We start from the raw sequence: 19,178 nt of genomic DNA, 5'->3' as shown, positions 1-19,178 counted from the left end.
TCAGGCCCGAAGCCACTCCGTGACGATCACGTCCCCGCCGGTCCGCAGCCGGAGCGCGAACGGTCCGGCGGGCGGGGTGTCACTGGCGAAGCGGCCCATGCCGTCGGCCGTGAGCGAGCGCGCCGCCGCCGGACCGCCGAGCACCTCGATACGCGCCGACTGCGGGGGCAGCACCTGGCCGAGCAGCCCGTCGCCGGTGACCTCGACGTCCACGGTGAGCTCGCCCGCCTGGAAGGTCAGCATCCGGGGCGGGTCCTCCGCTCCCCTGACGGGGATGGCGTCGACCAGGGAGTCGAAGGTCAGCTCGGCGACCCGGGCGTCCAGGTCGTGCAACGCATAGGCTTCCATGGCCAGTTGGAGCAGCCCGGCCGGGAGCGGGTCGAGGACGGCGGCCGCCTGGCGGAGTTCCTCCTCCAGGAGGTCCACGTCGAACTCGGTGCCGTCGAGGTCCTCCTCCACCGGGAACCCGTCGTCGCTCATACCGCTCCCCTCGCGTCGAGCCGGGCCCGCAGCCGGCGCAGACAGCGCTGGCGCAGCGGGCCGATGCTGCCCACCGCGATGCCCAGCGCCACGGACACCTCGACATAGCTGGGCGGCGGCGAGGCCATCAGGACGCGCAGCAACTGCCTGCACCGGGCGCCGAGTTCCTCGAACTCCTGCCACAGCAGACGGATCCGCTCGGCCTGGTCCGCCTGGTCCTCCGCGTCGATCAGGGACTGTTCGGGCGTGCGGTCATCGCTGACCCGGTCCAGGACCTGTAGATCGTCGGTCGGCAGCAGCCGGGTCAGCCCGCGGATCACCTTCAGGCACTCGTTGCGTGCCGTGCTGGCCAGCCAGGAGCCCGCCTTGTCGGGCTCCCGGATGCGGCCCAGGTGCTGGGCGAAGCGGAACCACACGGTCTGGTACACCTCGTGCCCGTCGGCGTCGGAGAGCCGATGCGCGCGCACCACGGACCACACCAGTGGGCTCAGCCCTTCCACGAGCGCCTTCCAGGCCGCCGCGTCGCCGTCGACGGCGGACTGGACCAGCGCGCCGACCTCTGCTCGGTCCACGGTCCCACCCCTCGTGTACGGCAAGTCATCGTACGCCGTGGAGGGGAGTGTTCCGGAACTCAGGCCGCGGGAGCCAGCCGTACGACCGGGACCGGCTGCCAGCTCGCCGGGCGGAGCGCCGCTACATGGGCCCCGCGCACCTCGGCGTAATCCGTGATGCTCTCCAGGAGCCGGGTGCGCGCGGCGCGCGCGTCGGACTCCTTGTGCGCGGTCATCCGGGCGGCGACGAGGCCGGCGGCGATGGGGGTGGCGAACGACGTTCCGCTCCACTGTGCGAACCCTTCGAACATCACTTGGTCCGGTTTGCCGGGGCCGGTGGTCCCGGTGTCGGTCAACGCGCCGGTGTGGCGCGGGTACTGGCAGGTGCAGGCGTAGGTGAAGCCGAACCGGCAGGCCTCGTAGGTGGTGTGCTGGTACACGTACGGCACGGGCGCGTCGAAGCCGGCCAGGGAGCTGGTGAGTTGCTCGCCGGGGGCGTAGACCTTGACCCAGCCGCCGTGGTTGGTGAAGCAGGCGCCGTACTCGCCGTCGCTGCGCAGCGCGCCGACCGAGAGGACGGCGTTCTCGTAGCCGGGCAGGTCGGCGTAGGCGGCGGGCCAGAACGGGGTGGCGCTGCCGTTGTTGCCGGCGGCGGCGACGAGCAGGGTGCCGGGCTGGTCGCGCAGGGCCTGCATGAAGTTTTCTACGCCGAGCAGTCCGTCGGTGTTGCCGTTCGGGGTGCCGGCGGAGAGGCTGATGACATCCGGCCAGCCGTGCCGGTCGACTGCCTCGAAGAGCTTGGCGCCGAACTCGGACTCCAGGACGGCGCCCGCGTCGTTGAGGGTGTTGGTGACGGTGATGTCGGTGTTGGGGGCGAGGGCGGCGACGAGTCCGGCGATGAACGTGCCGTGGCCGACGTACTGCTGGAGGATCCCGTCGGCGTCGGTCTCAGCCAGTTGCGGGTCTCCCTGGACACGGTCGAGGAGCGGGTAGGTGCGGTAGTCGTGCACCAGACCGGTGTCGACCACAAGCACGCCGACGGCCGTGTCGGGGTCGTAAGTGCCCTCCACCGGCTGCGGGTTGGGTGTCTGGGTGAGCAGCGCGGGCAGCGGCTCACAGGGGTTGCAGGCGTTGACCGTGGTGGACACGACGTGGTTACGGCTGACCAGGCGGCGGCCCGTGCGGCCCTCCGCCTCCCGCAGGGCGCGCAGCGCGTGGCCGACGGCGCGGTCGCCGGTGCGGTCGCCGTGGTTCGGGTCGCCGACCTGGATGCGGGTGATCCCGGTGCGGTTGGTCTCCGGGCCCGCCCGGCGCACGTGGTCGGCGACCAGGCCGGTGGTCGCGGTGAAGTGGGCGCGCACGGTGTCCTCGACAGCCCGTGCCTCCTCGCCGTCGCGGGCGAGGACGACCCCCTTCTCGTAGAAGAACTCGGCGGAGTCGTCCGGCCCCATCGCCAGTGGAACGTCCGGCATGGAGCGCTGGATCTGGTCGAACTGCTCGTGGAATCGTCGAGGTGCCATGGCCTGTCGTCCTCCCCCGGAAACGGCGTTCTTCAGTCAGAGTCTCGCGCCCGCCGTCTGATACAGCGCCAAACCAGTGGGGCATGTATGCCCAGGCCACTACCATCCGAGGGGTGACTGCGCGAAGCGAATCGGTAACGGAACTGCTGCCGATGGTGTTCGCCGCCCCCGGCGAGGCCCTGGCGCGGGCGGAGCGGGTCCTCCAGTCCGATCCCTCGCCGCTGGACGCGTCCGTCGCCCACCAGGTCATCGGCATCTGGCAGCGGGACTTCGGGGACCTCGGCGTCGCCCTGGACCATCTGCGGCGCGCCCGGGACTGCGCGGCACGCGCGGCCTCCCCCGAGCGGGAGGCGGACGTCCTCGCCACCTTGGGCGTCGCCCTGGTGCACGCGGGACGCACCCGGCAGGGGCTGGCCGCCTTCGAGCGGGGAGTCGCCCTGGGCAGCGGCCACAACCGGGCGCAGGTGCTGTACCGGCGGGCGTACGTCTGGTGGGTGCTGGGTCGGCACCGGGAAGCCCTGGAGGACGTACGGCGGGCGATACCGGTGCTGCGGCAGGCCGATGACGTCATCTGGACGGCCCGGGCGCTGACGCTGCGGGCCACGGTGCATCTGGCCCTTGGCGCGGTGGACCGGGCGGACGCGGACTTCACGGCGGCGGAGAGGCTGTGGGAGACGACGGGCCAGGAGCACGACAAGGCGGACGCCGTGGAGAGCCGGGGCCTGGCCGCGTTCCGGTCGGGCGACATTCCGGCGGCGCTGCGGCTGCTGGCGGAGGCCGAGGAGCGGTACGCCGAGCTGGGCACGCCTACGTTCATGCTGTACATCCGGCGCTGCGAGGTGCTGATGGCGGCCGGTCTCGCCCCCGAGGCGCTGGCCGAGGCCGATGCGGCGATCGCGGCGCTGGACCGGCTGGGCGGGCAGTCCACCCGGAAGGCCGAGTTGCTTCTGGCCGCCGCCCGGGCCGCGCGTTCGGCGGGTGACGCGCAGACCGCCATCGCCCGCGCGGCCGTCGCCGTACGGCTCTTCGCGGGGCAAAGGCGGACCTGGTGGGAGACGCATGCGCGGCTCGTGCTGATCGAGGCGCGGGTGGCGTGCGGGGCCGCGTCGGGGCGGCTGGTGCAGGACACGGCGGCGGTCGCCGAGAAGCTGGCGTCGTTCGGGGCGCCGGCCGCGCCGGAGGCCTCGCTGCTCGCGGGGCGGATCGCGCTGGCGCTGGGCTGGACGGCGGACGCGGAACGGCATCTCGCGGTGGCCGCGCGCAGCAGACACGGCGGACCGCCGCTGGCCCGGATGACCGGCTGGGCGGCCCAGGCGCTGCGCGCCCGGGCGGCCGGTTCACGGCGGGGCGTTCTTGAGGCCTGCCGGCGCGGCCTCGACGTCCTCGACGACCACCGGATGACCCTGGGCGCCTCGGAGTTGCGGGCCCGGGCCACCGCGCAGGGCGCGGAGCTGGCCGCGCTTGCCCAGCAGGCGAGCCTCGCGCACGGCGGCCCGCGCCGGCTGCTGGAGTGGAGCGAACGCTGGCGGGCCACGGTCCTCTCCACTCCCCCGACCCGGCCGCCCGCCGACCCGGCCCTGCTCACCTCGCTCACCGCGTTCCGTGAGATCGCCTCCCGTGCGGAGGACGCCCGCAGGCAGGGCCGCCCGGTGCCCGCCCTGGAGCGCGAACAGCGCCGCCTGGAACGGGAGATCCGCTCCCGCACCCACCACATCCGCGGCGACGCCCCCGGCGAGGGCGACCGCTTCGACCCGGCCCGGCTCCTCGACCGGCTCGGCGACGCCCGCCTGGCCGAACTCGCCGTCATGGACGGGCGGGTGCACATCCTGCTGTGCGGACAGGGCCGGGTACGGCGCTTCGAGGGCGGCCTGCTGGCGGAGGCGGTCGCCGAGGCGGAGCACGTCCAGGCCGGGCTGCGGCGGCTCGCGCATCCGGGCGCGGAGGGACGGCTCGCGGTGGTGGAGGCCGCCGGGCGGCGGCTGGAGGAGCTTTTGCTGGGCACGGCGGCGGATCATCTCGGCTCCGGACCGGTGGTGATCGTCCCGCCGGGGGCGCTGCACCGGGTGCCGTGGGCCCTGCTTCCCTCCCTGCGGGAGCGGGTGCTCAGCGTGTCGCCGTCGGCGGTGAGCTGGCTGCGGGCCCGGGAGACCGAGCCGCCGCCGGGCGGCCGCCATGTGCTGGTCCGCGGGCCGGGACTGGCGACCGGGGGCGCCGAGGTGCCCGAGGTGGCGGGCCAGTACGCGACGGCGCGGATCCTTGAGCATGCGGAAGCCCAAGTACCTCGCGTTCTGGACGAGTTGGACGGGGCGGCGCTGGCGCACATCGCGGCGCACGGCACCTTCCGCGCCGACAGTCCGCTCTTCTCCTCGCTGCGCATGGCCGACGGCCCGCTGATCGTCCATGACTTCGAGCGCCTCGCCCGCAGCCCCTACCGGATCATCCTCTCCAGCTGCGACACCGCCCGCCTCGCCTCGGTCGGCGCCGACGAACTACTCGGCCTCGTCACGGCGTTGCTGCCGCTGGGGACGGCCGGAGTGGTGGCGAGCAGCGCGCCCGTCAACGACGCGGCCGTGGTCCCGCTGATGCTGGCCCTCCACAAGGGCCTGGGCGCCGGCCTGTCGCTGGCGGAGGCGCTGCGGGACGCCCGGGCCGCCCTGCCGGGCGACGCGGTCCACCAGGCCACAGGATGGGCGTTCGCGGCCTTCGGGGCGGCCTGAGCATCAGCGACCGGAGCTGCGATCGCCCTTGGACGCACCGCTCAGGCCGACTTCTCCTCGGGCTGCTCCACCAGCCACGGCAGCGCCGACCGGTCGCTGGCGCCCAGTCGCGTGTACGCGCTGTAGAGGTGGTTGCCCACCGTCCGTACGGACAGGGTCAGCCGTTCGGCGATCTGGCGGTTGCTGAGTCCTGTCGCGGCCAGCGTGACGATCTGGCGCTGCCGGGCGGTGAGTTCACCGAGGACCAGGCCGGACAGGGCCGGGGTGCGGGCTCCCTGGCAGCGCCGGGCGAGGGCGACGGCGCGGGTGCGGGACAACCGGGCGGCGCGCGGGTCCCGGTGCGCGCGGACGGCCTGGGCGTGGGCCTCCGCCGCGAACAGCAGCAGCCCGCGTGCGGCCAGCACCTCGGCGGCCCGGTCCAGGGCGGGCCCGTCGCCGCGGGCGAGGGCCTCCGCATGCTGGGCCAGGACGCCGTCCAGCCGCCCGGCGGCCCCCGCCGGCTCCCCCAGCCGTACTGCGCCGTAGTGCGCGAGACCCCCGTCCCCGCGCACTACGGCAGCTTTCCCCGACTCGGCGACGGCGCAGGCGAGTTCGGTACGGCAGGAGGCGTCGCCCGGCGCCGCCCGCAGTCCCTCCCTCGCCCACGCCGCCGCCTCTCGCAGCTCCCCCCGAAGCCGCGAGTACCGGGCACGCACGGCCGCGTACCCGGCCGGTACGGGCAGGCCTCCCGCCGCCAGCCACTCCCCCACCGGGGCCGGCACCTCCCGTACGTCCAACTGGTCGACACAGATGGCGAGTTGCTCTTGCTCGTCCTTCAGGGCGGGCTCGCACTGACTCGGGGTGCGGGCCAGGCGGCGGGCCCGGAGCCGGCCCGCGCGGGCCCGCAGCGCGGGTGCGTGCAGCGGGTGTGCGAGGCGGACGGCGCCCCGGTCGTCGACATGGATCAGGCCGTCCGTCTCCAGCCGTTCGAGGATCCCCAGGTCGAGGCCGTCGTCGAGGTGCGGCGGCAGGGGCTCGGCGAAGGCGAGGCGTTCAAGAGTGTCGCGCTCACCGGGGTCCGGCCGGTCGAGGAGGGGCGCGATCCGGTCCAGTACGGTCGCGGTGAGCGGCAGCGGGCCGCGCCAGGCCCACTCCCCGGTGTCCGGCACCCGGGTCAGCGCACCCGACTCGCGCAGCGCGCCCAGCAGGTCCCGCAGCAACCGCAGATCGCCCCGGCACACCCGGTGCAGCCGGCGCACGGTGAGCGGTTCCAGTCCGCCGCCCGCGAGCAGGTGGGCCGTCTCGTCGTACGGCAGCGGCTCCAGGGCGAGGTGGGTGAGGAGTTCCCCGGTCCACAGCCGGGAGACCGCGCCGGGCAGGGGTGCCGGGTCGGCGGCGGCCACCACGAGCCGGGTGCGGCCGTGCACGGCGAGCTGGTGGACAAGGGCCGCCGAGGCCTCGTCGAGGAGATGGGCGTCGTCGACGACGAGGAGCCGTACACCGGAGAGGCGCTGGATCGCGCCGGGCAGCGAGGTCTGGCCGGGGAACAGGTGCGCGAACGCCGCGAACGGGAGGGCGGAGGTCTCGGGGGTGCCGGTCACGCGGGCGCAGTCGGTGCCCCGCACGGCCTCCGTGATCAGCCGGGTCTTGCCGCCGCCGGCCGGTCCGGTGACCACGACACCCTGCCTGCCGATGCCCAGCGACCGCCTGACCAGCTCCAGTTCGTCCTCCCGGCCGGTGAACGGCCAGGGCAGTTCGAGGGTTCGCGCGTCCTGTTCGTAACTCGTCACACGAGTATGAGTTGCGTTACTCAGCTCTGATACAGGGGGACTTGAGTAGCTCCCGACTCAGGCGCCCGGCCGGGGAGAACGGCAGTCTGGGCGCATGACCCGACGCTACTGCTCGCTTCCGCGGCAGTCGGTCCCGGCGTTCGCTCCGGGGCTGGCCGCCGAGCGGCTGAGCGCGCTGGTCGGCGGGCGGCGGATGTGGGTCAACGGCACAGCCCTGCACTACTACTTCTTCGACGCCGACACCGACACCTCGGTGATCCCGGTCCCGGGGACCGGGGAGACCCGCCGGGTGCCGTGGGCCGGTGCCAAGGAGCAGCGGGACGTGGTGCGCGAGTGCTTCCGGGAGTGGCGGGACCTCGGCATCGGGGTGACGTTCGCCGAGGTCTTCGACCGGTGCGAGGCCGAGCTGCGGATCGGCTTCCAGCTGGGCGACGGCTCCTGGTCGGCGGTCGGCCGGGACGCGCTCTCGGTGGGCGCGGGCGAGCGCACCATGAACCTCGGCTGGGATCTGACCGAGCCCGGCGGACGCTGGACGGCCCTGCACGAGATCGGGCACGCGCTCGGGATGCGGCACGAGCACCAGAGCCCGTTCGCCGGGGTCCACTGGGACGACGAGGCGGTCTACACCGACCTCGCCGGCCCGCCGAACCACTGGAGCCGTGACAAGACGGACTTCAACATCTTGCGGAAGCTGGACCCGGCCGAGGCCAACGGCTCGGTGTGGGACCCGCAGTCCGTGATGCAGTTCCCCCTGGGTCCGGGGCTGATCCTGGAGCCGGAGCAGTACCACAACGGTCTGTACCCGCCGGGCTCGCTGTCCCCGGCGGACAAGGAGTTCGTGCTCCGCTGGTACCCGCCCGCCGAAGCCCCGGTCGAGCTGGTGCCGTTCCGCTCGGCGCCGCTGGGCCTCGGCCCCGGCGAGCAGGCGGACTTCGCCGTGGAGCCGTCGGAGACCCGCGTGTACAGCGTGGGCACCTTCGGAGAGAGCGACTCCGTCGTCGTGGTCTTCGAGGAGCGCGACGGGGAACCGCGCTACCTCGCCGGCCACGACGACGGGGGCACCCCGCACAACACCGGGATCAGGGTCCGGCTCGTCAAGGGCCGACGCTACTTCGTCCGCGTCCGTCTCCATTCCACGTGGGGGTCGGGGGAGACCGCGGTCATGTGCTGGTGACACCGGCACAGCCGTGACGCGGAGGCCGGACCACTGTCCGGCACCGGGGGAAGCGGTCGCGGCACGTAGCCTTCGGGGGAGGGATACGTGCCGCGGCCATACCCGTACACCCGTGCCCCCCTTCACCGCCGCCCGGTCCGCGGCCGTGGCCGCCGCCTCTCCTCCGCCCGCTACCGGGTGTAGCCGAACTCCCCGGGCGGGATCTCAGACATGCGCGGGCTCCTCGGCAGCGGGGAGGACGGGTGCCCAGGGGAAGGGTGGGTCGGGGATGTCCTGACGGAGCACCGGGGCCACCGCCGACTGGAAGAGCTCCAGTGAGTCGCGGTGCTGGGTGTCCGTCAACCCGCCGGCATCGGCGTGCACATGGAGGACGGTGTGCCCGAACTGTTCGTGAAAGCGGTGCACTTTGTCGATGACCTGCTGCGGACTGCCGATCAGGGCCGAGCTGCGCTCGACGAAGTCCTCCAGGGTCTCGAAGACCACCGGCAGTCCGGCCTGCCGGTGGAAGGCCAGGTTCGCCTCGAACACCGGGCGGTAGGCGGACAGCGCCTCCTGGGTGGTGGGCGCCACCAGGACGCCTGCCGTGCCCGCGCCGACGGCGATGTCCGCCGGGTCGTGGCCGTGGTACTCCCAGCGCTCACGGTAGTACCGGATCAACTCGGCATAGGGCTCGATGGGGTTGGTGACGTTCGCCGAGAACAGCGGGTCGCCGTAGCGGGCGGCCAGGTCGACGGATTCCTTGCTGGTGGCGCTTCCGTGCCAGACCCGGACCGGCCGCTGGTAGGGGCGCGGCCAGACCTCGGCGTCCGTCAGTTCCGGCCGGAACCGGGTCTTCGCCGTCACCTTGTCCTGCCGCCACAGCCGCCGGAACACCTCGTAGCTCTCGGCGTTGCGGTCCCACTGGTCCTCGGGGGTGACATGGAACAGCTCGCGCTGGGCGGCGCCGTTGCCCTTGCCGATGATCAGGTCCAGCCTGCCGCCGGAGAGGTGGTCCAAGGTGGCGTAGTCCTCGTAGGCGCGGACCGGGTCCAGCAGGCTGAGCGTGGTGACGGCGGTGAAGAGCCGGATGCGCCGGGTGAGCGCGGCGACATGGCTGAGCACCACCGTCGGCGAGGAGGAGATGAACGGGCGCTCGTGCCGCTCCCCACCCCGAACCCGTCGAAGCCCAGCTCCTCGGCGAGCACGGCGTTGTCGAGGACCTCCCGGAACCGGTCGTGGGTCGCCTTCCGGACGCCCGTGACCGGATCCGGCCGGTGCACGATCAGGGTGATCTCGAGGAACCTCACGACGCCGCCTGTTCTCTCCGCGGCTCGTCCGGATGCGCGAGGCCGAGGTGGTCGCGCAGGGTGGGACCGTCGTAGTCGGTGCGGAAGACGCCCTGTTCCTGGAGCAGCGGGACGACCTTGTCGGCGAAGACGTCGAGGCCGCCCGGGGTGATGTGCGGGACGAGGATGAACCCGTCGCTGGCGTCCGCCTGGACGTACTCGTTGACGGTGCGGGCGACGGTGGCCGGCGCGCCGATGAAGTTCTGCCGGTTGCCGGTCTCGATCACCAGGTCACGGATCGACCAGCCGTTGGCGGCGGCCAGCTCCCGCCACTCCCGGGCGATGGCGAGCGGGTCGCGGTACATCCGCACCTGCGCCCGGCCCCGCGAGATGTGCTCCGAGCTGACGTCCGGGTCGATCTCGGGCAGCGGGCCCTCCGGGTCGTACGACGACAGGTCCCGGTTCCAGACGAACTCCAGGTGCTTGATGGCCGTGGCCCCGCTGACCTGCTGCCTGCGCACCTCGCGGGCCAGCTCCGCAGCCTCCTCGTCGGTGTCGCCGAGGACGAAGCTGGCGGCGGGCAGGATCAGCAGCTGGTCGGGGCGGCGGCCGTACTTGGCGAGGCGGGACTTCACGTCCGTGTAGAAGGCCTGGCCGCCTTCGAGGGTGGCGTACCGGCTGAAGATCGCGTCGGCGCCGGCGGCGGCGAACTCGCGACCCTCGTCGGAGTCTCCGGCCTGGAAGATCACCGGCCGGCCCTGCGGGGAGCGCGGCACGTTGAACTGCCCGTGGATGTCGAACTGCGGGCCCTGGTGGACGAAGGAGCCGGCCTTGGCGTCGCGCAGGAAGGTGCCGGTGGTCTGGTCGGCGAGGATCTCGTCGCCCTGCCAGGAGTCGAAGAGTTCGTGCGCGGTGGCGAGGAACTCCTTGGCGCGGGAGTAGCGCTCGTCCTGCGGCAGGAAGCCGCCGCGCCGGAAGTTCTCGCCGGTGAAGGCGTCCCAGGAGGTGACCACGTTCCAGGCGGCCCGGCCGCCGGAAAGGTGGTCGAGGCTGGCGAACTGGCGGGCCACCTCGTAGGGCTCGTTGAACGTGGAGTTGATGGTGCCGGTCAGTCCCAGGCGGTCGGTGACGGCGGCGAGCGCGGCCAGCACCGTGAAGGTGTCGGGGCGGCCGACGACGTCCAGGTCGTATATTTTTCCGCCCTGTTCGCGCAGCCGCAGGCCCTCGGCGAGGAACAGGAAGTCGAACTTGGCGCGCTCGGCGGTCTTGGCGAAGTGCGCGAAGGAGCTGAACTCGATATGGCTGCCGGCCGCCGGGTCGCTCCACACGGTGGTGTTGTTGACGCCCGGGAAGTGCGCGGCCAGATGGATCTGCTTCAGCGGCTTGCTCATGTCGTGGGTCCCTTCCGGTCCGGCTCAGGCGGCGGCGTAGCGGTTGGCGGGGCGGGCGAGCCCGAGCAGTCCGCGCAGGGTGTCGGCCTCGTAGGCGGTCCGGAAGCGGCCGCGGCGCTGGAGCTCCGGCACCAGGTCATCGGTGATGCGCGGCAGGTCGTGACCGAGGACGGCGGGCCGCAGCCGGAACCCGGTGAGCCCCTCCCCCGCGAACTCCTCAAGGAGATCGGCGAGCCGGTCGGCCGTACCGGCGAAGATCCGGGCGTCGCTGGTGTACGGCTCGCCCGCGAGCTCGTCCAGCCGCTGCCGGCGTGCCACCGCCCGGTCCTCGGTGTCGTCGAGGAAGACCACGAGGTCACCGAAGACGTGCAGCGGCTCGGCGGAGCGGCCGGCCGCGACCTGCTCGGCGCGGATCTCGGCGACGATCGCGCGGGTCTGGCCGGTGTCGTGCGGGGTGACATAGCCGAGGTCGGCCTGGCGGGCCACCAGCCGGTAGGGGACGGTGCCATGGCCCAGGGCGGTGACCAGGGGCTGGCCCTGCGGCGGGCGCGGGGTGATGGAGGGGCCCTTCACGCTGAAGTGGCGGCCCTCGAAGTCGATGTAGTGCAGCTTCTCGCGGTCGATGAAGCGCCCGGTGGCCGCGTCCCGGATCTCGGCGTCGTCCTCCCAGCTGTCCCAGAGGCGGCGCACGACCTCGACGTAGTCGGCGGCCTCGTCGAAGAGCTCGGTCACGACCGGGCTCTCGTAGTGCTCGACGGGCGGGATCGTGCGGCGGCCGAAGTGGGCGGCCTCGCTGGGCCGGGCGGTGATCTGCACCCGCAGTCCGGCGCGGCCGGTGCTGACGTAGTCCAGGGTGGCGATGGCCTTGGAGATGTGGAACGGCTCCGTATGGGTGGCCACCACCGTCGGGACGAGACCTATGTGGTGGGTGAGGGGCGCGACCCGGGCGGCGATGAGTACGGCGTCCAGACGGCCGCGCACCTGGTCGGTGCGCTCGTCCGGCTCCAGGGGCCGGGAGGACTGCGGGCCGAGGCCGTCCTCGATGGTGACGAAGTCGAGGAGACCGCGCTCGGCCTCGGCGACCAGACCGGCCCAGTATCCGGCGGTGAGCAGCTCACGGGGGCGGGCGACCGGCTCCCGCCAGGAGGCGGGGTGCCAGCCGGTGCCGTCGAGAGCGACGGCGAGATGCAGGGGAGAAAGGGGTGCTGAGGACACGAGGGTGCCTTCCTGGAGATCCGTACGAGGGCGCACGCCACCCACTCAAAAGCGGGTGCGGCTTCAGCGAAAACGGGTCAGGAGCTACAGAGCGCGCCGGCCACGCGCTGGAGGTCGATGTGGGGCCGGGAGTGGAGATGCACGGCGTGGCATATCCGCGTCACGGCCGTCACCTCCCCTTTCAAGGCGCCCTGTGGCGGCGCCTCACACATCTCGTCAACCCTCACAACGCCCCGGCCTTCGGGGATGTTCCCGGGCTGCGCACCAGCAGGGTGCGGGTGCGCAGGCGCTCGGTGAAGCCTATGGACTCGTACAGCCGGATCGCCGTGGCGTTGCCCGGGGCGGCGTGCAGGAACGGGGTGTCACCGCGCTCCCGGATGCCGACGGCGACCGCGCGCACCAGACGGGTCGCCAGGCCCCGGCCGCGGTGCCCGGGGTCGGTGCAGACCGCGCTGATCTCCGTCCACCCGGGCAGCCGCAGCCGCTCACCCGCCATCGCGATCAGTCTCCCCCTGTGCCGGATGCCGAGATAGGCGCCCATCTCCACGGTCCGCTTGCGGAACGGGCCGGGCTCGGTGCGGGCCACCAGGTCCAACATCTCGGGCACGTCGTGCGGCCCGAGCCGGACCGCCTCGGGGTCCGGCTCGGCCCGCAGTCCGGTGTCGACGAACTGGACGCCCGCCCCGCCGCCGACCACCTCCCAGCCGGGCGGCGCCCCCTTGACGGGCTTGATCCGTACGGTGGTTCCGGGGCCGACGAGCGTGTGCAGGTCGGCCCAGGCGTCCGGGTCGGCGGGATCGGCGAGGGCGGCGCAGGCGTAGACGTCCTCGGGGTAGCGGGCGGCCCGGCCGCAGCGTTCGGCGAGGTGGGCGTGCGGACCGGCGAGGGCGGACCAGACGGCGTTGTCGAGGACACCGTCGGCTGCTTCAAAGGTCATGGTGACGTTCTCTTCTGGCCGACCGTCAGGAGTTGTCCAGCGGCAGTCCCGGCGGGTTGACCTCGGACTTGGCGACGGTCTCGTTGGAGAGGTTGTAGGCGGCCAGCCACTTGGCGTACTGGCCGTTCTCGATCAGGTAGTTGATCGCGTCGGCGAGCGGCTTGGCGAGTCCGCTGTCCTTCTTCGCGGTGGCCGCGATCAGCCCCTGGAGGCTTCCGCCCGCGCCGGAGTAGGTGCCGGCGGTGCGGGTGGCGTTGGGCGTGTCGGCGACCTGGCGGTTGTGGTAGGCGATGCCGGGGTTGGGGCCGAGATAGGCGTCGATCTTGCCACTGGCGAGGGCCAGGTAGACGCTGTTGCTGTCCTGGTAGTACTTGACCGTGAGGTTCTTGCCCTCCTTGGCCAGCTTGGCCTTCCACTCCAGGAGGATCTTCTCCTGGTTGGTGCCGGCGCTGACGGAGACGGTCTTCCCGGCGAGGTTCTCGTAGTTGTCGTCGAAGTTCCAGGTGCTCTTCTTCGGCACGGTGAAGGCGAGGTTGTCCTGCCGGTAGGAGGCGAACTCGTACTTCTTCTTGCGCTCCTCGGTGTCGGTGACGTTGGAGAAGGCGACGTCCACCTTGCCGCTGTCGATGCCGACGAACATGTTCTCCCAGGTGAAGTTCTTCACCTGGGGGGTGAGGCCGAGGACCGCGGCGACCAGGCGGCCGAGGTCGGGTTCGGAACCGGTGAGGGTCTTCTGGTCGCTGCCCACGTAGGCCAGCGGCGGGAATCCGGCGGGCAGGGCGCCCTCGCCTATGACGAGTCTGCCGCTCTTGCGGACGCCGGCGGGCACTTCGGCGCTGATGGACTTGACCTCGGAGACCTTGACGGTGGTCTGCTGGGCGGCGCCGTTGGAGACCTGTCCGATGACGACCTCGCCGTTGTTGGCGCTGCCGGTCGTGGTGGCCGCGTCGCTGTCGCCCCCGCAGGCGGCGAGCCCGGTGGCGAGGGTCGCGACGGCGGTCGCCGAGGTGAGGCCGCGGATCAGGCTGCGTCGGGAGAGGAGCGTGGGCATGGCTGTCCTTCGTGTTTCAGTGAAAGGTGAAAGGGGGTCTGGTTCACAGGACCTTGCGCAGGAAGTCCCGGGTCCGTTCGTGCCGCGGACTGTCGAGGATCTCGGCGGGCGGGCCCTGTTCGACGATCCTTCCGGCGTCGATGAAGACGATCCGGTCGGCGACCTCACGGGCGAAGCCGATCTCGTGGGTGACGATCACCAGGGTGGTGCCGCTGGACGCCAGGTCCTTGATGACGGCGAGCACTTCGCCGACCAGCTCGGGGTCGAGCGCGGAGGTCGGTTCGTCGAAGAGGATGATGCCGGGGCGCAGCGCGAGGGCGCGGGCGATGGCGACGCGCTGCTGCTGGCCGCCCGACAGCTGCCGTGGATAGGCGCCGACGCGCTCGCCGAGGCCGACCCGTTCGAGGAGTTCCTTGGCCAGCCGCTGGGCCTCCGGCCTGGTCAGCTTTCCGGTGGCGACAGGGGCGGCCGCGACATTGTCGAGGACCGTCAGGTGCGGGAACAGGTTGAAGTTCTGGAAGACGAAGCCGATCCGGCTGCGCTGGGCCAGGATGGCGCGTTCGCTGAGCTCCTTGAGCCCGTCGCCGTGCCGTCTGACCCCGATCAGCTCACCGCCGACGCTGACGTAGCCGGACTCGGGCTTCTCCAGGTGGTTGACGACCCGGAGCAGCGTGGACTTGCCGGACCCGGACGGGCCGAGGACCACGGTGACCTCGCCGGGGCGGACGGTCAGGTCGATGCCGTCGAGGACGTGGTGGGCGCCGTACGACTTGTGGACGTCGTGGATCTCCAGGGCGGCCGGGGCGATGTCCGGGACGATGTCCTGTGCGGTGGTCATACGGCGGCCTCCCGGCGTACGCGTTCCCGCAGGCCGGCCAGTCCGGTGCGGAGTCTCTGGAGGGGGGTCGGCGGCAGCGTCCGGGTGGCACCGCGGGCGAAGTACCGCTCGACGTAGTACTGGACGACGGAGACGGCGCTGGTCAGGATCAGGTACCAGACGGTGGCGACGAGCAGCAGCGGCACGATGTCGCCGGGGTAGGTGCTGCCCATCGACTGCACCGAGCCGAAGAGGTCGAGCAGCGAGACGTAGAACACCAGGGACGTGCTCTTGATCAGGCCGATGAGCTGGTTGACGTAGTTCGGCACGATGGAGCGCAGGGCCTGCGGGAAGACGATCCGGGTGAACTGGTAGACCTTGGGCAGGCCGAGCGCGGCGGCCGCCTCGTGCTGGCCCTGGTCGACGGAGAGGATGCCGCCGCGCACCACCTCGGCCGCGTAGGCCGCCTCGTTGAGGCTGAGGCCGATCACGGCGATCGCCAGGTCGGTGGCCAGCTTCGACTCGTCGAAGGTGACGAAGGACGGGCCGAAGGGCACGCCCAGGCTCAGTGTCTTGTAGAGGGCGGAGAAGTTGTAGAGGAAGATCAGCAGGACGATCAGCGGTACCGAGCGGAACAGCCAGGTGTAGGTCCAGCTCACCGCCCGCAGCACGGGGCTGCCGGAGAGCCGGGCGAGGGCGAGCACGATACCGCCGAGCAGGCCGAGGACGGCGCTGAGCGCGGCCACTTCGAGGGTGACGACGAGTCCGTCGAGGATGGTGGGGCGCAGGAACCAGTAGCGGAAGCGGTCCCACTGGTAGAAGGGGTTGGCGGCCAGTCCGTGGACGAACTGCGCGACGACCACCAGGACGACGGCGGTGGCGATCCACCGTCCGGGGCGGCGCAGCGGCTGAACCCGCTGTTTTCTGGCAAACTTTGACGGTGCGTCAGTGGGCGGTGGTGCCTCGGCCAGGGACAGGGCGCCTGGGGGTTCACTCATGATGGGCTCCGGCGGAGTCGGACACCCCGGATCACACGGCCGGTTGCCGCGGCACCGGGCCGCGTTCGGGCGCGGCACGGGTGCGCGGGGGCGCGCGGGACACGGGGCGGGGCGGACGGCTGCACACCGGGGCGGCCGGTGCTTCGTCGAGGACGCTGGGACGCGAGGCTGCGGGAGCCGCGCTGCGGGCGAGGTGGAAAGGCCTGGTCAGACCCGGCAGCGGGGACAGCCCGGTGCGGTACACGGGCTACACAGGGCGCTGTTGACACGGAGCAGGTCGACGGCGCGGTCGGCGACGAGCGGGCTCGGGTACGGGTGTACGCAGTCCTGGGTGCGGCCCTCGGCCGTCCTGGAAGCTGCGTACATGTCCGTCACCTGTCGCTGTTGTGGCGGCCCCTGGGGGCCTCGCGCTTACCGAACGTCGCCATCCGGTCGGGTCGTCACCTGGGGCACCCCACCGCGATGCGAGGGTTGCCGGTCAGCAAGCCAGGGCTCGATGCTGACGCTCTTGACCAATCTGTGCCGCAAGTAAGTCAGTTGCCCGAACGGATGTCAACGCCTGTCCGGATGACGGAACGGTTCGGGCCGCTCTCACCTGCGCGGAGCGCCGGGAGCGTCCGCCGCGTGGGCCGCCCAGTCCAGGATCTGGACGGCCGCACCGGCGGCTTCCAGGCCCTGGCAACGGCCGTGGTGGCGGCGGGCGATGCCGTCGAGGTCGAGGTGGGCACCGAAGGCCGGGTGCGCGGCCAGCCGACGGGCGTAGGCCCACAGCGCCGGGTAGCCGGCGATGGCGTGCACGGCGGAGGCGTCCAGGTGGTTGCGGTGCACGGTGTCGAGTTGCACCAGGGTCACCCACAACTCGATGTCCGCGGCCGTGAGTTCTCCGCCGACCAGGAACTCCGCGCCGGTCAGCCGACGCTCCAGCTCGTCCATGGCGGCGAGCAGCACCTCCAGCGCCTCCGGGTCGCCGCCCGCTCGGCCGGCGTGCTGTGCTGCCTGCTCGATGTCCTCCGCGCAGAGCCGCTCGACGGCCTCGATCTCGGCCTCGGCACCGCACGGGTACAGCCGGGCGACGCCGTCGCCGAAGTGGCGGTCCAGGTCGCGCAGGATGTCCCGGCTGTGGGTGCTAACGATCCGGCCGGACCAGTCGTCGCTGAGCACGGGCGCGAGGGCCGGTCCCGCGTAGCGGTGGGCGCTCGCCTCGTACAGCGGGCGCAGCGCGGTGTGACTGCCGTCGGGACAGTCCGGGACCGCGGGCAGGAAGGTGACCGGACAACAGTCGTCGAGCGCCAGCAGGCTGTGGCCGACGGCGATGCGGAGGCCGTCGGGACAGGCGGTGGCGAGGTGGAGCCGGTAGCGGCGCGGCACGGCGTAGTGCCCGCTGCGGGCGTCCCTGCCGATGCGGCCGCGGAAGGCGGGACTGGTGCGGACGGACGGGAGGGCGGCGAGCGGAGTGATGGACATGCGTCTCCCCGGGGGTGCGGACGCGCGGACGTACGCGCGACGGAAGCGTTCGTCGGTGGGCGGGCGCCCGGTGAGCGGACGCTCGGTGGGCGGGCGTTCGGCGGGCGGGCGTTCGGCGGGTGCGGCCGGCTGCGGGTGCCCGGCTGGTCACGGCTGGACGGCCGGTACGGGCGGCGGCGGGTGCTCAGCCGGTGCGGCTGATGGCGCTGCACACGCGCAGCAGATCGATGTGCAGGCGGGAGGTGAGCAGCGGGGCGGAGAAGGGCGTACGGCTCCCTCGGCGCTGTCTGCCGGTGACCGTGCGCAGGCGACCCATCTTTCCCTACCTTTTCACTAGGATTCCCATCTGGAGTGTCGATCGGCCTCCGCGTCCCGTCAAGGGGGCGTCCACGCCTGGGACACCCGGCCCCGGTTTGCCGCCGGCTTCAAGAGGCTGTCCGCTGGAGACGCAGGCCGAGTGACAGGAGCCGGATGCGATGAGCGAGCCCCCCGGCCCCGGGCCCGTACCCGGCGCCGTACCCGAGACCTTCGCCTTCACCTGCAGGCGGTGCGGCGAGGTCTGGGAGGCGACCTTCCAGGCGGTGTTCTTCACCGACCCGATCGCCGACCCGGACCTGCAGAGCACCCAGGAGTACGTCGACGAGGCCGGCCGGGCCGTGCGGTCGCCGCTCACGGACGCGGTGTGCCCGCGCTGCGGCAGCCGGAAGGTGCGGATCACGGCTCCCGGATCATGACGCTCACCCGGATGGCACGCGCGGGTGGTCGGCGACCGTGCCGGATGGTGGCGTGGAGGGACGTACCGCCGTTGTCCGCGGAGTGCCGCAGCACCGCTGCCCCGCGGAGTGACGTACCGCGTTCCCGAGGAGGCAGTCGCGATGATCCGTCCGTCCCGACCCGTGCGTGTTCTCGCCTCAGCCCTGGCGGCGGGGACCCTGCTCGCCACGGCGGCCTGTACGGACGAGAGCGGCGACCCCGAGGCCGTATCCGTCTCGCCGGCCGGGGAGCGCTCCCCCGCGTCCGCGTCGGCGACCCCCGCCCTGACCGGGGCGGGCGCGCAGGCCGCGCTGATCACTGCGGCCGACATCGAGGACAACTGGCAGCCGGCCCCCGACGCGGCGACCTGGCGCAACACGATGGCGGTCGGCAAGGTCGACGTGGCCGACTTCCTGACCGCCAAGTCCGACGCCGCCGACTGCCAGCGCCTCCTGGACGGCCTCTACTCCGACAGCCTCCTCGGCCGCGCCACCGGCGCCTCCGGGCTGAGCGGGTTCACCTCGGAGGACGCCCGGATGCTGTACCAGGTCGGCGACTACGGCTCGGCCTCCATGGACGCCACGCTGGCCTGGCTGAAGACCCTGCCCGAGAAGTGCAACCAGTTCACGGCCACCGGCAAGGACGGCGGCAAGCGCACGGTGCGGGTCGCGTCGGCGCAGGTGCCGAGGTCGGGCGACGCGCGCGAGGCCCTGACGGTGACCGTCAAGGGCACCGTCGAGGGCCAGCCCGCCACCTACACGACGGATGTGGTGGTGCTGCGCGTCGGCGCCTCCGGCGCGGCGGTCACCAACGGCAGCCTGTCCGGCGTCGACCACGACAGCACCGCCCTGGCCGTGCGGAACGGCGCCCAGCGCCTCAAGGACGTCCTGTCCGGCAAGACCCCGGCACCACTGCCGAGCCAGTTCGACTAGCTCACTGCGGCATCGGGTCCTCGGGGTGCTCTGGGTGGTGCCCGGCTCGCCGTTGTCGCGGTGCCACTCGACGAGGAGTTCGTCGCGGGTGCCGAAGCGGACCAGGTGGCGGCCCACGACGCCCTCCAGCAGATCGAGTCCCCC

At 72.5% G+C, this 19,178-nt stretch carries 17 protein-coding genes, 1 pseudogene and 1 riboswitch; of the genes and pseudogenes, 4 read left to right on the top strand and 14 right to left on the bottom strand.

Translation table 11 applies throughout. From position 1 onward, the window contains the following. Genes ACZ7OO_RS35905 through ACZ7OO_RS35895 form a run of 3 tightly spaced genes read right to left on the bottom strand, consistent with a single transcriptional unit; the run spans position 1 to position 2,551 of the window. Entirely contained in the window at positions 1–480 is a 480-nt protein-coding gene (locus ACZ7OO_RS35905; RefSeq protein ID WP_471511459.1) for a hypothetical protein, read from the bottom strand. Then, positions 477–1,076 carry an RNA polymerase sigma factor gene (locus tag ACZ7OO_RS35900; protein WP_471511457.1) on the bottom strand — a complete coding sequence of 200 codons (600 nt, stop codon included), beginning with the start codon at positions 1,074–1,076 and terminating at the stop codon, positions 477–479. Before ACZ7OO_RS35900 ends, ACZ7OO_RS35905 begins: the two co-directional genes overlap by 4 nt. A 35-nt stretch (positions 1,077–1,111) precedes the next feature. Next, a complete protein-coding gene (locus ACZ7OO_RS35895; protein ID WP_471511455.1) occupies positions 1,112–2,551 on the bottom strand; it encodes a S8/S53 family peptidase in 1,440 nt (479 codons plus the stop codon). A 152-nt stretch (positions 2,552–2,703) separates the two neighbouring features. Here ACZ7OO_RS35895 and ACZ7OO_RS35890 point away from each other — a divergent pair, with 152 nt between their 5' ends. After that, positions 2,704–5,268 carry a CHAT domain-containing protein gene (locus ACZ7OO_RS35890; RefSeq protein ID WP_471511491.1) on the top strand — a complete coding sequence of 855 codons (2,565 nt, stop codon included), beginning with the start codon at positions 2,704–2,706 and terminating at the stop codon, positions 5,266–5,268. A gap of 41 nt (positions 5,269–5,309) precedes the next feature. On the opposite strand, the gene ACZ7OO_RS35885 is transcribed toward ACZ7OO_RS35890, so the two are convergent. Continuing rightward, positions 5,310–7,037, bottom strand: coding sequence for a LuxR family transcriptional regulator AbsR2 (locus ACZ7OO_RS35885; protein WP_471511453.1), 1,728 nt, complete (start codon positions 7,035–7,037; stop codon positions 5,310–5,312). A gap of 94 nt (positions 7,038–7,131) precedes the next feature. Between ACZ7OO_RS35885 and absR1 the strand changes: the two genes are divergently transcribed. Further along, the gene (absR1, locus tag ACZ7OO_RS35880) at positions 7,132–8,211 is read left to right on the top strand and encodes a beta-glucuronidase AbsR1 (protein ID WP_471511452.1); all 1,080 of its coding nucleotides are present in this window, start codon (positions 7,132–7,134) and stop codon (positions 8,209–8,211) included. Between the two features lie 204 nt (positions 8,212–8,415). Here the strand turns inward: absR1 and ACZ7OO_RS35875 are convergent. The 10 genes and pseudogenes from ACZ7OO_RS35875 to ACZ7OO_RS35830 all read right to left on the bottom strand — a co-directional run bounded on the left by ACZ7OO_RS35875 (position 8,416) and on the right by ACZ7OO_RS35830 (position 17,665). Beyond that, positions 8,416–9,497, bottom strand: a pseudogene (locus ACZ7OO_RS35875) (LLM class flavin-dependent oxidoreductase). Next, positions 9,494–10,867 carry an NtaA/DmoA family FMN-dependent monooxygenase gene (locus ACZ7OO_RS35870; protein WP_471511450.1) on the bottom strand — a complete coding sequence of 458 codons (1,374 nt, stop codon included), beginning with the start codon at positions 10,865–10,867 and terminating at the stop codon, positions 9,494–9,496. Before ACZ7OO_RS35870 ends, ACZ7OO_RS35875 begins: the two are co-directional and overlap by 4 nt. 24 nt (positions 10,868–10,891) lie before the next feature. Next, entirely contained in the window at positions 10,892–12,082 is a 1,191-nt protein-coding gene (locus ACZ7OO_RS35865) for an LLM class flavin-dependent oxidoreductase (RefSeq protein WP_471511448.1), read from the bottom strand. Between the two features lie 77 nt (positions 12,083–12,159). Further along, positions 12,160–12,294 (bottom strand): putative leader peptide, encoded by a 135-nt coding sequence (locus ACZ7OO_RS35860; protein ID WP_471511446.1) that lies wholly within the window; start codon positions 12,292–12,294, stop codon positions 12,160–12,162. Positions 12,295–12,305: 11 nt separating this feature from the next. Then, positions 12,306–13,019 carry a GNAT family N-acetyltransferase gene (locus ACZ7OO_RS35855; RefSeq protein WP_471511444.1) on the bottom strand — a complete coding sequence of 238 codons (714 nt, stop codon included), beginning with the start codon at positions 13,017–13,019 and terminating at the stop codon, positions 12,306–12,308. Between the two features lie 25 nt (positions 13,020–13,044). Then, complete coding sequence (locus tag ACZ7OO_RS35850; RefSeq protein ID WP_471511442.1) at positions 13,045–14,070, bottom strand: transporter substrate-binding domain-containing protein; 1,026 nt, start codon at positions 14,068–14,070, stop codon at positions 13,045–13,047. Positions 14,071–14,113: 43 nt separating this feature from the next. After that, complete coding sequence (locus tag ACZ7OO_RS35845; RefSeq protein ID WP_471511440.1) at positions 14,114–14,908, bottom strand: amino acid ABC transporter ATP-binding protein; 795 nt, start codon at positions 14,906–14,908, stop codon at positions 14,114–14,116. Further along, the gene (locus ACZ7OO_RS35840) at positions 14,905–15,885 is read right to left on the bottom strand and encodes an amino acid ABC transporter permease (RefSeq protein ID WP_471511438.1); all 981 of its coding nucleotides are present in this window, start codon (positions 15,883–15,885) and stop codon (positions 14,905–14,907) included. Before ACZ7OO_RS35840 ends, ACZ7OO_RS35845 begins: the two co-directional genes overlap by 4 nt. Positions 15,886–16,287: 402 nt before the next feature. Next, a riboswitch (SAM riboswitch) is annotated at positions 16,288–16,399 on the bottom strand. A gap of 77 nt (positions 16,400–16,476) precedes the next feature. Further along, the gene (locus tag ACZ7OO_RS35835) at positions 16,477–17,349 is read right to left on the bottom strand and encodes a glutathione S-transferase C-terminal domain-containing protein (RefSeq protein WP_471511436.1); all 873 of its coding nucleotides are present in this window, start codon (positions 17,347–17,349) and stop codon (positions 16,477–16,479) included. 184 nt (positions 17,350–17,533) lie between these two features. After that, a complete protein-coding gene (locus ACZ7OO_RS35830) occupies positions 17,534–17,665 on the bottom strand; it encodes a putative leader peptide (RefSeq protein WP_352221201.1) in 132 nt (43 codons plus the stop codon). Positions 17,666–17,825: 160 nt separating this feature from the next. On the opposite strand from ACZ7OO_RS35830, the gene ACZ7OO_RS35825 reads away from it, so the two are divergent. Continuing rightward, a complete protein-coding gene (locus ACZ7OO_RS35825; protein ID WP_471511434.1) occupies positions 17,826–18,083 on the top strand; it encodes a hypothetical protein in 258 nt (85 codons plus the stop codon). Positions 18,084–18,224: 141 nt separating this feature from the next. Further along, entirely contained in the window at positions 18,225–19,034 is an 810-nt protein-coding gene (locus tag ACZ7OO_RS35820; protein ID WP_471511432.1) for a hypothetical protein, read from the top strand. The last annotated feature ends 144 nt before the right edge of the window (positions 19,035–19,178 follow it).

It is taken from the genome of Streptomyces sp. NPDC111744 (assembly GCF_055634995.1).
This window is presented reverse-complemented; position numbering and strand designations above follow the sequence as displayed.